The organism is Halovivax ruber XH-70 (assembly GCF_000328525.1).
Classification (GTDB): Archaea; Halobacteriota; Halobacteria; order Halobacteriales; family Natrialbaceae; genus Halovivax; species Halovivax ruber.
Genome location: NC_019964.1, coordinates 1,406,903 through 1,419,777, shown reverse-complemented (window position 1 = coordinate 1,419,777; position 12,875 = coordinate 1,406,903). Strand labels below are relative to the sequence as shown.

Below are 12,875 nucleotides of genomic sequence, written 5' to 3'. Positions count from 1 at the left end.
CGCGGGTATCACCGGGCAATGACCCTGCACGTGACGAACACGTTGACGGGTGAGACGGAACCGTTCGAGCCACAGGATCCCGACGACGTCACGCTTTATTACTGTGGCCTGACGGTCTCCGATCCGCCCCACCTCGGGCACGCCCGCTCGTGGGTCCACGTCGACGTCATGCACCGCTGGCTCTCCCATCTGGGGTACGACGTCACCCACGTGGAGAACTTTACCGACGTCAACGAGAAGATCGTCGCTCGCGTCGGCGAAGACGACCTGGGAACGTCCGAAGCGTCGGTTGCTCACACGTACATCGGCCAGGCCATCGAAGACATGCGCGCGCTCAACCTGCTGCGCGCCGACGTCTATCCACGGGTTTCAGAACACGTTCCCGAGATAATCGACCTGGTCGAGACGCTCGTCGACCGCGGCTACGCCTACGAGTCGAACGGCTCCGTCTACTTCGACGTGACGGCGTTCGACGACTACGGCTCGCTCTCGAACCAGTCGATCGACGATATCGAATCCCAGGGCGAGCCGGACGAACGAACCGAGAAGCGACATCCGGCCGATTTCGCCCTCTGGAAGGCCGACGGGGTCGACCCCGACGCCATCGCGGACCACCGCCACGACGGCGCCGCCCCGGCAGCCGAATCCTGTGAAACCGCCCAGACCTGGGACTCGCCGTGGGGAGAGGGCCGGCCAGGCTGGCACATCGAGTGTTCCGCGATGAGCATGGCCCACCTCGGAGAGACGCTCGACATCCACGTCGGCGGCCGCGACCTCGTCTTCCCGCACCACGAAAACGAGATCGCCCAGTCCGAAGCCGCTACGGACCAGCGATTTGCACGCTACTGGCTCCACTGCGAACTCTTCGCGCTCGACGACGAGAAGATGTCCTCGAGTCTGGGGAACTTCGTCACCGTCTCCGATGCGGTATCGCGCTGGGGAACGAACGTCGTTCGGACGTTCCTCACCGCTGGCGCGTACAACAGTTCACAGGTCTATAGCGAGGAGGCGATCGACGAAGCCGAAAAGCGCTGGGACCGCCTCGAGCGTGCGTACGAGGACGCGACGGCCGCACTCGATTCACCGGACGCCCACACGAAGGAAGTCGATCAAACGCTTCGCGACGCCATCGACGCCGCCGTCTCGGACTTCGAAACGGCGATGAACGACGACTTCAACACACGCGAAGCCCAGACCGCCCTCCTCGATCTCGCACGCGCACTCAACAGTCACCGCGAGGCGACCGACGACTACGATTACGAGGGACTCAGGCGTGGCGTCGACGCGATGGAGCGCTACGGCGCGATCCTCGGCCTCTCCTTCGACGGCGAGCCGACGGGCGACGTCTCCCTGGCCGGCGAACTGGTCGAGTTCCTGCTCTCCATCCGCGAGCGTGAACGCGAGGCCGGGAACTACGAACGCGCAGACGAACTCCGGGACGAACTACAGGCCCTCGGTGTGGACGTCCAGGACAGTGACGACGGACCGACGTACCGCCTTCCCTGAGTGATGCCGTTCTGAAATTGACACCGTTCGACGATAGCGAAAGCGTCAGCTCAGTGGAGACACGTGGACGCAGAATTCAGGTCGAGAATCGATAGCGTTCGACGGAGCGCTCGGAATCGTCGACTAGAGTCCAATAGCGCTCCAGAGCGACGCACCAGTCGCCACCGCACCGAGGAGATAGCCGCCGATCGCCCCACCGTTCAACAGCGGAAGCCCCGCGTGGGCCCGCCCCTTCACGACCATCCAGAGCAAGATCACGAGCCCCGCGGTCGTCCCGGCGATCGCACCGAGCGCGGGGAGCGTGAGGGAGACGAACGGAACAGCGAGCTGTGGCGCGTCGAGGAACGTGACGCTGCTGGCGACGAGGATCGTCGGGATGACGGCGTCACCGAGTCCGATGAACAGCGCATCCCGGTCCAGTCCGTCGGACTCCGCCAAGGCTGGGCCCGACTCGCTCCCGGTTCCGTCGGTCGCAAGATCCGTCGTCTTTGCCCCCTCGCTCGACACCGAATCTGTGGTTGATGCATCCGGAGGCCCCCCATCGTCTGATGACACGTCCGGACGGTCATCATCGTCGACCGACGCATCGGGGCGACCACCATCGTCGTCGATGTAGGAGTAGCCAAGCGTCGTGGGCACGACGAAGACGACCGGAATCTTCAGATCGAGGACGCCATCGGCCAGCGAGAGCATGTGCTCGGTCCGGTAGACGCTAATCGCGTCGTAGATTGCGAGGACGGAAAGAAAGAGGACGGCCGGAAAGAGGCCGAAGCTGATCCCGAAGAGTGCCGCCGCACCGGCAGCCATCACCACCCCGGCTGCGTCGATGACGTACCACTCCGGATAGGCGAGCAAGCCGACGCCGATCCCTACCGACGCGAGCGCTGCGAGGACGTTGAGACCGTTTACCGTGACGGCTGGCGGGATCAGGACGACGAAGACGTACCACGAGAGCATCACGCTCACGCCGACGATGAGCCAGCGGATGAACCGATCGCCGTCGTACCGGAAGGCCGCGAGCATGATCGCCGTCGCGACGAGAATGACGCCGAAGAAGACGCCTGAGTTCGCCGGGTCCTGCGGATTCTCGACGGCAGGGCCGTGGGTCGTCTGGAACGGTTCGACGAGTGCCAGTGCGCCGAACTGGACGCCGAGAAAGATCCCAACGACGCCAGCGGCCGACAGCACCACTCGAGCGCGGTCGTTCATTTGGCCCCTCTTTGGACGGGGCCGATATCTGTGTTGTGTTCGATGGGGCGCCACACACCCCGGTCGAGTGTCCTGGAACAGGCTGCAAACAGTGAGAAGCAAGTGACCCGGCCGAACCCGGAATCAGATCTGGCACCAAACCGCATCCGGGGCAGCGAGTGAGACGGACCGGACAGCGGGCAAGCAAACAGTCAGTATCGATGCGCGACACAAGCCGGCATCAATGGGCGATGTCCCACCGTTCGATTCACCTGACGTAGACGCGCTCGCCGACGAGTGTCGGAGGATGGACGGACGAGGACGGCGTCACGGCGAAGTAGGGCTCGGCGACTGGCCCGAAGACGTCGACCACCCGGCCGACGCTGGTGAGCGAATCGTCGAGTACCGGGGTGCCGATGTCGATGTCATCGGTCGCTCGACAGACGAGCAATCCCTGCGCCACCTCGACCACGGAGCCAGCGCGACGCATCAGCTTCGCATTGCCCCCACGTAGGCGGCAACGGCCTGAACCAGATCGTTCTTCGTCGAATCTTCCGCCCCGCGAACGACGACGCGCCCACGAGTGCGCCACGGTTCCCGAGAGTAGGTTTTGTCGCGCTCGACGGTGGCGTCGTACCCGACCTGCTGGACGGCCTTGGCGATTTCGTCGACCGTCGGCTCGGAGACGGCCAGCTCATCCGGGACGCGGCGACCTTCACGGCGAGTCCGTTCCGCGTCGAGATAGGCGGGCCAGATGACGTTTTCGACCATAGTCGTGGCTGGGTGACGGACGGAGTAAATCCTTCGCAAATTCGATCAGAACACCACCGGTCGATACGCACCCCTGCGCCGAACCACTCGACGGTGGGTCGGACGACGACACCGTCGGGTTGCTCACTCAATTCTGCTCACTGGCGACGAACGGCGAGCGCAGCGACCGACAGGAGCGCGACGAGCGCGACGACGGGGCCGAAGCCAGGGATGACTGCTGCATCGTCGTCGGACTCGTCAGGCGAATCCTCATCCGCGGATTCGTTGGTCGACGATTCGTTCGTCACTTCTGCGTAGGCCTCGGCGTGAACCGTCGAAGCGATCTGTTCGATCGCCGTGATCACGTGCGGACCAGGTTGACTCATCGCGTTGCTATCCACTTCGACGAACTGCTCTTCCTCCCAGGCAGTCGTCGACTTGATTGCCTCCGTGACGGGCGGCGAATCGTGCGAATCTCCGTATATGATCCACTCAGGGTCCTCTGCGACGATGACCTCTTCGCTTAGGGCTGCCCACCCGGTGTTGCCCGCTCGCTCGGCGATGTTTTCCACGCCGCCACGGACCATGATCTCGTGCTGGAACGTCCCGGCACCAGCAGTAATGTCAGTGTTTGGACCCATGACGTAGTATGCCAGTGGCTGGTCCTCACCGGCCGTGGCCTCGTCGATCCGATCGAGCGACTCGTTCATCGAGGTAATCGTCTGCGCTGCCCCCTCACATTCACCGGTCAGCATCCCGGCCAACTGCACGTTGGCTCGAACGTCGGCAAGCGAGGACGACGAGTCGTACACGTACACGGTCTGGTCTGCATTCCGAAGCTGTTCGACGAACCCATCGTAGTAGGACGTGACCGTGTTCGCGGCGATGACCACGTCCGCATCGAGATCGATCACTTTCTCGGCGACGGGCGAGGCTCCGTCGTCCGCGGAAACGTCCGTGACAGATTCCGAGACGTTCAGCGATGCCGTGTACTGCCCAACCGGCATGCCGACGAGTTTTTCGGTGGCGCCGATCTCGGTCACGAGTTGGGCGTCACTCGGCTGGACGGCCACGACCGATTCGGGCTCGGCGCCCAGTTCGATTTCGGTCCCAGTCGTATCAGTGACAGTCTGTGGATACGTACAGTTGGCACCGTCTGCCTGGTAGTGTGGACCCGCTGGCAACTGTGTCGGTCCGCTGGCATCCGTTCCACCCGACGGCCCCATCCCGGTGGCCACCGCTCCCGGCGCTACTGTGGCGACGACCACGAACAGTGCAACGATAGTGACGAATCGGTTTCGCATCACTCGCCACTCACGACCAACTCAATAAATACTTATCTAAAGCAATCGTACTTGCGTTCGATGGAACTCCGTCGACGGGTGATCGGGTGGTCGACCGCGCTGGTGTTCGTGCTCGTTGGAAGCATCGTCGCTAGCGCTGCGATCGGCCCGATCGGGATCGATCCCGTCGTCGTGGCCAAGTCGATACTGAACTCGCTCTCTGTCCCAACCAGCGTCGACACGACGACGGCGACGCTCCCGTTCGTCGAGTGGACGATTCCGGCCCCCTCCGTCTCGTACACGCCGCTGTTTGGATTCGACGTGCACGGGCCACACGAATCGATCGTCGTGGATCTGCGCCTGCCGCGAATCGCGCTCGCGGCAACGGTCGGTACGGGCCTCGCAGCCGCGGGAACGGTCATGCAAGGATTCTTTCGGAACCCGCTCGCAGACCCGTCGATCATCGGCGTCTCGTCCGGAGCGGCCGTCGGTGCCGTCGCGATGCTCGCCTTCCCCGCCTTCTTTCCCTTTGCAGAGCTCCACCTGGCCGCGTTCGTCGGTGCACTCGCCACGGCCGGGCTCGTCTATGCGATCGCGACGGACGGCGGCCGAACACCGGTCGCAACGTTGCTACTCGCCGGTGTCGCCGTCCAGACGTTCCTCGGGGCCGTCATTTCGTACCTCCTGGTCCACAGCGGCGATAGCCTCCGCGCGGCAGTCTACTGGATGATGGGGCGGCTCAGGGACTCGACGTGGGGTGACGTGGAATTCACGCTGCCGTTCGTGATCGTCGGGGTGGTCGTGTTGCTCGCGTACGCGCGCGAACTAAATGTTCTCCTCCTCGGCGAGGAGGACGCCCACCACCTCGGAATCGACGTCGAGCGGACCAAACTCCTGTTGCTACTCGTCTCGAGTGTCGTCACCGCGGCCGGCGTTGCCGTCGCGGGCATCATCGGCTTCGTCGGACTGGTCGTCCCGCACATGATGCGACTCGTCGTCGGCCCCGACCACCGCATCCTGTTGCCCACGAGTGCACTTGCCGGTGCCTCCTTCCTCGTCCTGACGGATACCATCGCTCGGTCCGGACCGGTCGAGGTCCCGGTCGGTATCGTGACGGCCGCGCTGGGAGCGCCGTTCTTCCTGTTCTTGCTCGCGCGCAAGGAGGTGCACGCGCTATGATCGACGTCGACGCACTCAGCGTCTCGTTCGGCGAGACACCCGTGTTGGAGTCCCTCTCGGTGACGATCCAGGAAGGGAAATTCGTCGGGCTCGTCGGGCCGAACGGCGCCGGCAAGTCGACACTCCTGCGATCGATCAGCGGCGCACTCTCTCCGGACGCGGGCCAGATCTCGATCGACGGGACAGCTATCTCGACGCTCGGGTCTCGAGCACAGAGCCGGCTCGTCTCCGTCGTCGCACAGGACACGGCGCCAGCGTTCTCCTTTACCGTCAGACACTTCGTCGAGATGGGCCGTACCCCGTATCGATCGAAATTTTCCCCACCCGACGAACGCGACCGCCAGCGCGTCGACGATGCACTCGAGCGAACGAATACGACACAATTTGCCGATAGATCGATCGACGAACTGAGTGGTGGGGAACGTCAGCGCGTCGTCGTCGCCCGGGCGCTGGCACAGAACACACCCGTCATCTTGCTGGACGAACCGACCGCCAGCCTGGACATCAACCACCAGGTCGAACTGCTCTCGATCGTGGCTGATCTCACTGCAGGCGGAAAGACAGTCGTCGCTGCGATTCACGATCTCGACCTCGCCGCTCGCTTCTGTGACGAACTGTGCCTGCTCGCCGATGGGTCGATTGTCGATCGTGGATCGCCAGCACAGGTGATCGAGACGACTGCCGTCGAACGTGCGTTCGAGACCCCCAACGTGGTAACGCGGAATCCAGTAACCGGGACGCCGTCGGTAACGGCCATCGAGCGACCCGACGAGCCGTCCTCGTTACCCGACCGAATCCACGTCCTGGGCACTGGGCCGCGCACCGCTCGACTGCTGACGATCCTGTCGACGACGGACGCCGAACTCTCGCTCGGCCCGGTTCCGCCGGGCGATATCTCGGCCGTGACAGCATCGGACCTCGATGTGCCCGTTCAACAGGCTCCGGCGTTCAGCACCCTCGACGCCCAACACCGTCACACACTCCGGTCGTCGCTCGAAGCCGCAGATGCAGCCGTCATCGTGGAAGAAACAGCCGCGATCCCAATCGAAGCTGTGTCCGGCCAGCTACGTGCACTGCCGACGGCCGCCGTCATCGAAGAAGATCAGTCAGAATCCACGACTCGAGAAGGGATGCACGACGTCGTACTCACCGACGATAGTGCTTCAGATACCGTTCTCGACGCCCTCACCGCGCTCTCGGGCGATTCGACGAGTGACACTGCAACCGTCTCTCCCTCCTCATAACGCCCCATAGTGATTGGATTTCCAACTTTTCGATCGCGGTTCAGGCACCCTCGTATTGTATAGCGACATATAGTTTAGAAGACGGGCAGTCGACAGCAGTGAATGGCACCTAGATAACATATTGGTGGATGATTTTCGGAAAACTGGCCTCAGCACCGCCTATCGCGAATCGATAACCAGCACCTTCAGGGCCGATATCGCACGGAGAGATCACAAGATATCGACGACCACGTCTCACCAGATTTCACTAAACCCAGAGAGAGGACGGTTAGACCTAGGCGAATGCTGGTCAGCGAAGGAGGAGCCGGCACAGAGGCTCAGCGAGTAACGGAGAAAGGAACGATCGACGGAACCTAGCGACGCCAGAACCGAATGAAGCCCAATATGGGTAACCACCTCACCGAGCACGCGGCGCTCCGTGCCGCACCAACGTGACTGGCAAAGACGCGAGTATACCTCGGAAGTCGAGAGTACCAGGACTCCAAAAGTGACCGTGAAGCCATTTAATGCACCCACCAGATCACCAGACCAGCAAGACCCGAGATCGTATCATCCGATAATTCGATTGCAGTTGGAGGCAAGCCAGTAGTAGCTCCCCAGCCCTCAAACCAGACTCGGCGGCAGCTCATCGGCTTCCCAATGAAGCAAACCCAATAGTTCCCGGTTTCGGATGGTGGACACCACCTGTCGATCAAGTATCTCGAATCGTTACGATCGTCGCTTCATTCTGAATGAGTACAAAATCTCGGAACCTAGCGAAGGCGAATGTATTCGGGTGTTTGCAGCGGTGTTTTCCTCCCCTCGACCCTAGGGGTTGCGGGCCGAGGACACCCCTCCAGAACGAGTGGTTACTGAGAGCGAAGTACAACCGGAAGTCCATCGTCGATGGAGTGATAGAAGACACCCAAATACTTATTCGGGCAGATAGGGACAGATCTCACCAAGGGCGGTCACTCTAATCCAAATATAAGGTAAACTGGCGGCCATTTGGATACCCAGATACCAAAATAAGAGTCTTTATTTGGAAATATGGGATAGATTGAAGACAGTCGCGTTCGTTGGACGTTCCATGAGCACTGACGATCGGGTGGCGGTGAAGACGTACGTGCCACGCCACCAGAAGCAGACCTGGGTCAATCACGCTGAAAAACTCGACATGACCCAGAGCGAGTTCGTCAGAACGATGGTCCAGGCAGGACGGGCCGAAATCGATGTACCAGGCAGTGGGTCGGGTGAACGTGCGGTATCAGATGGACGATCCGATACTTCGGATGGACACGGCGAACGATCCGGTAATTCGAGCGATAACGCCGTCCAGTCGACCGATTTCGCTGACCGAATTCGGACGGTTCTCGACCGACGTGGGGCACTCGAGTGGGACGAGCTCGTTGACGCACTCGTCGACGACGTCGAATCAGAACTCGACAAGGCGCTGCAGACGCTACAGGCCAACGGAGAAGTCGTCCACAGTGGTCGAAGTGGCGGATACACACTGATCGACGATGAGTGAGACGATGGCCGATCCGATCGAGTACTTCCTCGAAGACGTCACACACCACGGACGCAACGTCCGAACGCACGAAGCGTACGAGCGCGTTCTCGGAGAGTACGAACAGTTTCTCGACGAGGAACGAGGGACTTCCCCCACGAATGCGACGTACAGAGACTGTATGGCCTGGGTTCACGACATTCGGTCCCAGCACGCAGAGAGCACGATCGCCACGTATGCATCCTACCTGAACCGGTTTTACTCCTACCTGGAGCGCGTCGGCCGCCACGACGAGAACCCGATGGCGCTGGTCGTCGAAGAGATGGACGAATCGATCGAGACCAGCCCAGCACGACGTGATATTTCGATCTCGGAGATGCAACGATTCGTCTCGCAGATTGCTCACCCACTCCATCGAACGATCGTCTCGACACTCCTGAAGACGGGCCTGCGATCGGGAGAGCTCTGTAACCTCGATCTTCGCGACGTAAACCTCGCCGGGAACCAGTACTGGACGCCCCGGCCACAGATAGAGGGGCAAGATGGCTCTCTGTACGTTTCACCCGATCACACCTATGGGGAGCAAAGCGGCGGGACCATGCGCACAGCATCCAACAAGCGAAAGCGAGAGACAGTCGTCCCGATCGACGACGAACTCGAGACCGAACTCCGGCGGTGGCTCGCGATACGGCCCGACACCGTCGAGCCCGTCGAACCCGTGTTCGTCAGTACCGAAGACCGGTGGGGGAAGCGTCTCACACCCGATCACGTCCACCACATCGTCACCGACCGAACCAGGCGCGAGGGGTGGTATCGGACTGGCGGTGGCGCCCGTGAGAACGTCACACCGCACTACTTCCGGCACTTTTTCACCACCCACATGCGTGATCGAACGGGTGATCGGGGCATCGTGAAGTACCTCCGCGGCGACGTTGCCGACGACATCATCGATACGTACACCCACAACTGGGGCGACCGGGTCCGTGAGACCTACCTCTCGACCATCTACTCAATTCATCCCGAGTGACGGCCCCCTGGTAGGTCGATTCCCTCCAAGTAGCGTACGATTCGTGTTGTAGTTGGGTTCGTACCCGTCGATTATCGGACAGCGACGTGGCAGTATCACAACACCGTTGGTATGTAGGAATTCGAAAGTAGCGCTATCGAGCCAGAAATCGACAACGAACCGAGCGCGTGGGATCATGCTGTACCGCTTAGCCGTCCAAACAAACTGGGAACGAGTAGACCAGTTGCACCCACTCTAGTGGGTAACTGATCGAGCAGCTACGCCCCAACAATCGTCCCAGACGCCGCGTCGGCACCACCCACGAGTCGAGCGATACCCTGAATTTGGCCCTCAATGAGTAATTGAACCCAAAATATGGTAAGAACACCATCATTTTGTGCTGTTCGAATACAGACTCATAAACCATATATAGCTATATAGAACAGCCCCGGTTGACTGGGGGCGTAGTGTCAATTCTCTGAGCTGAATTTGAACGAGTGTGACCCATGTGGACGGCTGAAGTGTAGACTCGAGACGGTTCGATACGGGGAGAGCGAGATGAACGCTATCGTGAAGCCTGTTAACCCATCAGCAGGCCAGATCGCGTCAATCGATGAAGTAACTGGAACGTGAACGAGCAATAGCGAACGCAGAAGAAGTGATCGGCTGGTAGTTCGATACCGCGAAGTAGTCCCCTATTCAGAGAACATCGATCCGAGCTGTTCACGCCACTCCAGAATGTCGACGACGTCGTCCGATACGTCGTCGAGTTCCGTCGACAGGGATTCGACGCTGCTCGAGACGTCTTCGACGTCCGACTCGAGTTCCGCAGAACGTTCGTCGAGGTCGGCAACCGACGATTCGACGTCCGTCAGCTCGCCTTCGAGGGATTCGATCGACGACTCGTTCGAGTCGACGGCAGCCGTGACCGACGAGAGATCGTCTTCGACGGTCGTGACCGTCTCCTCGACGCCGTTGACGTCCGAGGTAAGTGCTTCGAGCGACTCGTTCATCGACGATGTCGTGGACGAGAGGTCGTCGATCGCGGTACTGTTGTCCTCGACCGTCTCTTCGATCGAGGCCATCTCTGTGTGCAGTTCGTCAAGTTCCGACTGGAGTTCCTCGATCAGTTGCGCGCCAGTACCCTCCGATTCGAGGAATTCTTCGAGCGCGCCCGTGTACGCGGCGACCGACTCGACGCGTTGCTGGAGATGGGACAGTTTCGCCTCGGTGGGACCGGAGGTTTCTGAGGATTGAAGCGCATCCTCGATGGTCTCGATGTCGGTTTCATCGACAGAGCCGGACCGAATCTCCGACGCGAGCGCTGAGGCAAGCGATTCGTCGTCTCGATCGGTGACGTCGGCGAAGTCAGTCTCGGATTCTGACGGCTCGGTCGAAAGTTCTGATTCGTTGAGAGAGTCGTCCTGGCCAGTCCCAACGGCACCTGACTCGGTCGAGTCATTCTGAGACGACTCACCATCGGCATCGTCGGCCGACGCCGACGCGGCCACATCGGACGAGTCGTCCGATACGTCAGAAGTATGGTCAACGTCGTCGACATCTTCCGAATCGACCGATTCAGTTGTTTCCACATCAGCCGACTCGTCGGAATCTGCGTCACTGGGCGTATCGTCCGACACGCGTTCCGCAGCAGCATCGATGTCGAGTTCGATGGACGATTCATCGGCTTCGCTCGCAGATTCACCAGTCGCCTCCGATGGCGCATCATCGTCCAGTCCAGGGACCGAGTCGCTGTCACCGGAGAGAAGATCCTTCACGGCGTTCGTTCCGTCCGTGGAGACGACCTCGTCGACGGAGTCAGAGACATCAGAGGCCGTCGATTCGGTCACACCCTCGGTAGCGACGACCGAAATCGACGGCTCGGTGAGGAACGCGCCCGGTTCGAAGTCGTCTTCGAGGCGAATACCATAGACGGTGACGAGGGACGAATCAGGCTCGACGGTCCCGGTAAATTCGACACGGTGGTCCTGATAGGCGGTCCACTGTTCGCTGTGATACTCCGGATGAAACCCGACGGCGTCCATCGGGAACGATTCGGGGATCGATTCACTCAGTCGTACAGTGACGGATTCGTCGTGAGATGAATCGATCTCGAACCGAATAGCCGGGACGGGAAACTCATCGGGTGCGTATCGTTTCGTCACTGAGACGTCGTCCGAACTGACAGTCACGACATCTTCAGTGTCCACACTCGAACTCATTGTGAGATGATTACAGGAGGACGACCATAAAGGAAGCGGGCGATTGGAAGACTCGAGACGGACACTAAACGAGATCGACTCGACTGATATCGTCCGTGTACGCAGGTACACTGATCGCCAGAAGCACGACACCAGGAGTGGTCGATTACAGTTCGATCCGATCGCCAATCCTGGCGAGTTCGAGCCTCCGTGGATAGTCGAACGAACCGATGTGATGCGTAAGGGCCGTCGGATCTGCAGTGAGTCCGCGCCACATATCCCAGTGGGTGGGAAGGAGCGAATCCACCTGAAGTGCACTGGCGGCACGAACGATCTGGTTCTCGTCGTTGTACCAGCGCGTTCGTTTCGGTTCCCGGGTCTGCTTGTCGGGGATCATCCCGACCGAGCCGAACGCGAGGATACCCAGGTCGATATCGGACGACTCCCCGATTCGATCGAACGAATCTGCCGGCCGCGAGTCACCGGCGTGAAACACGGTCGTGCCACCGGACTCGATGACGAACCCCACCGGTGCATCGGCATCCGGATCGTTGACCTCCTCCACGGTCACCGAGATCGAACCTACGTCGAACGAGTGGCCGGGGGAGATGGTTTCAAACTGAGTGGACGACACGTCCCACTCGTCCGGCCACGATTCGTCCGATAGCGCGACCTCGACGCTCGCGTCCGGGCCGTAGAACGTCGCGCCGGTTTCGGCCATGATCGGGGCCTGCGTCGGTCCGTGGACGTGATCGGTGTGTTCGTGTGTCGCAAGGATCGCATCCATCTCCCGGAAGTCGGCTGGGTCGAACGGCACGGGGATCATCCGTACGGTTCTTGGTGGGTCACCGAGACCGACGTACGGGTCGATAGCGATGGTGGTACCGTCGGCGGCTTTCACGACGAACCCGTTGCAGCCCAGATACCACAGGGAAAGGTCTTCCGGTTCGGTCGATTCGATTTCCCTGACGAGCCAGTCGCCCCAGTCACTCTCGGTCATTACATCGACGTGTGCGAAAAACGGGGGTA

General features: G+C 60.8%; 11 protein-coding genes. 5 read left to right on the top strand and 6 right to left on the bottom strand.

Translation table 11 applies throughout. From position 1 onward, the window contains the following. The first annotated feature begins 18 nt into the window (after window positions 1-18). Window positions 19-1,506: a cysteine--tRNA ligase gene (cysS, locus tag HALRU_RS06610; protein ID WP_015300626.1), complete on the top strand. Its 1,488-nt coding sequence runs from the start codon at window positions 19-21 to the stop codon at window positions 1,504-1,506. A gap of 123 nt (window positions 1,507-1,629) precedes the next feature. Here the strand turns inward: cysS and HALRU_RS06605 are convergent, their stop codons facing one another. From HALRU_RS06605 to HALRU_RS06590, 4 genes are all read right to left on the bottom strand, one after another. Continuing rightward, the gene (locus HALRU_RS06605; protein ID WP_015300625.1) at window positions 1,630-2,715 is read right to left on the bottom strand and encodes a presenilin family intramembrane aspartyl protease PSH; all 1,086 of its coding nucleotides are present in this window, start codon (window positions 2,713-2,715) and stop codon (window positions 1,630-1,632) included. Between the two features lie 247 nt (window positions 2,716-2,962). Further along, a complete protein-coding gene (locus HALRU_RS06600) occupies window positions 2,963-3,184 on the bottom strand; it encodes an H/ACA ribonucleoprotein complex subunit GAR1 (protein WP_015300624.1) in 222 nt (73 codons plus the stop codon). After that, on the bottom strand, window positions 3,184-3,465 hold the full coding sequence (gene srp19, locus HALRU_RS06595) for a signal recognition particle subunit SRP19 (protein WP_015300623.1): 282 nt from the start codon (window positions 3,463-3,465) through the stop codon (window positions 3,184-3,186). The genes HALRU_RS06600 and srp19 overlap by 1 nt, the downstream gene beginning before the upstream one ends. 137 nt (window positions 3,466-3,602) lie before the next feature. Beyond that, on the bottom strand, window positions 3,603-4,748 hold the full coding sequence (locus HALRU_RS06590; protein ID WP_015300622.1) for a PGF-CTERM-anchored ABC transporter substrate-binding protein: 1,146 nt from the start codon (window positions 4,746-4,748) through the stop codon (window positions 3,603-3,605). A gap of 60 nt (window positions 4,749-4,808) precedes the next feature. Here HALRU_RS06590 and btuC point away from each other — a divergent pair, with 60 nt between their 5' ends. The 4 genes from btuC to HALRU_RS06570 all read left to right on the top strand — a co-directional run bounded on the left by btuC (window position 4,809) and on the right by HALRU_RS06570 (window position 9,666). Further along, on the top strand, window positions 4,809-5,906 hold the full coding sequence (gene btuC / locus HALRU_RS06585; protein ID WP_015300621.1) for a vitamin B12 ABC transporter permease BtuC: 1,098 nt from the start codon (window positions 4,809-4,811) through the stop codon (window positions 5,904-5,906). Continuing rightward, window positions 5,903-7,150 carry an ATP-binding cassette domain-containing protein gene (locus HALRU_RS06580; protein ID WP_015300620.1) on the top strand — a complete coding sequence of 416 codons (1,248 nt, stop codon included), beginning with the start codon at window positions 5,903-5,905 and terminating at the stop codon, window positions 7,148-7,150. The genes btuC and HALRU_RS06580 overlap by 4 nt, the downstream gene beginning before the upstream one ends. 1,069 nt (window positions 7,151-8,219) lie before the next feature. Beyond that, window positions 8,220-8,660 (top strand): DUF5805 domain-containing protein, encoded by a 441-nt coding sequence (locus tag HALRU_RS06575; RefSeq protein ID WP_015300619.1) that lies wholly within the window; start codon window positions 8,220-8,222, stop codon window positions 8,658-8,660. After that, window positions 8,653-9,666: a tyrosine-type recombinase/integrase gene (locus HALRU_RS06570; protein ID WP_015300618.1), complete on the top strand. Its 1,014-nt coding sequence runs from the start codon at window positions 8,653-8,655 to the stop codon at window positions 9,664-9,666. The genes HALRU_RS06575 and HALRU_RS06570 overlap by 8 nt, the downstream gene beginning before the upstream one ends. 674 nt (window positions 9,667-10,340) lie before the next feature. On the opposite strand, the gene HALRU_RS06565 is transcribed toward HALRU_RS06570, so the two are convergent. Both HALRU_RS06565 and HALRU_RS06560 read right to left on the bottom strand, forming a co-directional pair. Then, window positions 10,341-11,867, bottom strand: a complete 1,527-nt coding sequence (locus tag HALRU_RS06565; protein WP_015300617.1) for a hypothetical protein — start codon at window positions 11,865-11,867, stop codon at window positions 10,341-10,343. Window positions 11,868-12,012: 145 nt separating this feature from the next. Further along, a complete protein-coding gene (locus HALRU_RS06560; protein ID WP_015300616.1) occupies window positions 12,013-12,846 on the bottom strand; it encodes an MBL fold metallo-hydrolase in 834 nt (277 codons plus the stop codon). Between the last annotated feature and the right edge of the window lie 29 nt (window positions 12,847-12,875).

Excerpts from the sequence above, each read along its gene's own strand:
- cysS (WP_015300626.1), top strand. The coding sequence starts at position 19 with ATGACCCTGCACGTGACGAACACGTTGACGGGTGAGACGGAACCGTTC.
- HALRU_RS06605 (WP_015300625.1), bottom strand. The coding sequence starts at position 2,715 with ATGAACGACCGCGCTCGAGTGGTGCTGTCGGCCGCTGGCGTCGTTGGG.
- HALRU_RS06600 (WP_015300624.1), bottom strand. The coding sequence starts at position 3,184 with ATGCGTCGCGCTGGCTCCGTGGTCGAGGTGGCGCAGGGATTGCTCGTC.
- srp19 (WP_015300623.1), bottom strand. The coding sequence starts at position 3,465 with ATGGTCGAAAACGTCATCTGGCCCGCCTATCTCGACGCGGAACGGACT.
- HALRU_RS06590 (WP_015300622.1), bottom strand. The coding sequence starts at position 4,748 with ATGCGAAACCGATTCGTCACTATCGTTGCACTGTTCGTGGTCGTCGCC.
- btuC (WP_015300621.1), top strand. The coding sequence starts at position 4,809 with ATGGAACTCCGTCGACGGGTGATCGGGTGGTCGACCGCGCTGGTGTTC.
- HALRU_RS06580 (WP_015300620.1), top strand. The coding sequence starts at position 5,903 with ATGATCGACGTCGACGCACTCAGCGTCTCGTTCGGCGAGACACCCGTG.
- HALRU_RS06575 (WP_015300619.1), top strand. The coding sequence starts at position 8,220 with ATGAGCACTGACGATCGGGTGGCGGTGAAGACGTACGTGCCACGCCAC.
- HALRU_RS06570 (WP_015300618.1), top strand. The coding sequence starts at position 8,653 with ATGAGTGAGACGATGGCCGATCCGATCGAGTACTTCCTCGAAGACGTC.
- HALRU_RS06565 (WP_015300617.1), bottom strand. The coding sequence starts at position 11,867 with ATGAGTTCGAGTGTGGACACTGAAGATGTCGTGACTGTCAGTTCGGAC.
- HALRU_RS06560 (WP_015300616.1), bottom strand. The coding sequence starts at position 12,846 with ATGACCGAGAGTGACTGGGGCGACTGGCTCGTCAGGGAAATCGAATCG.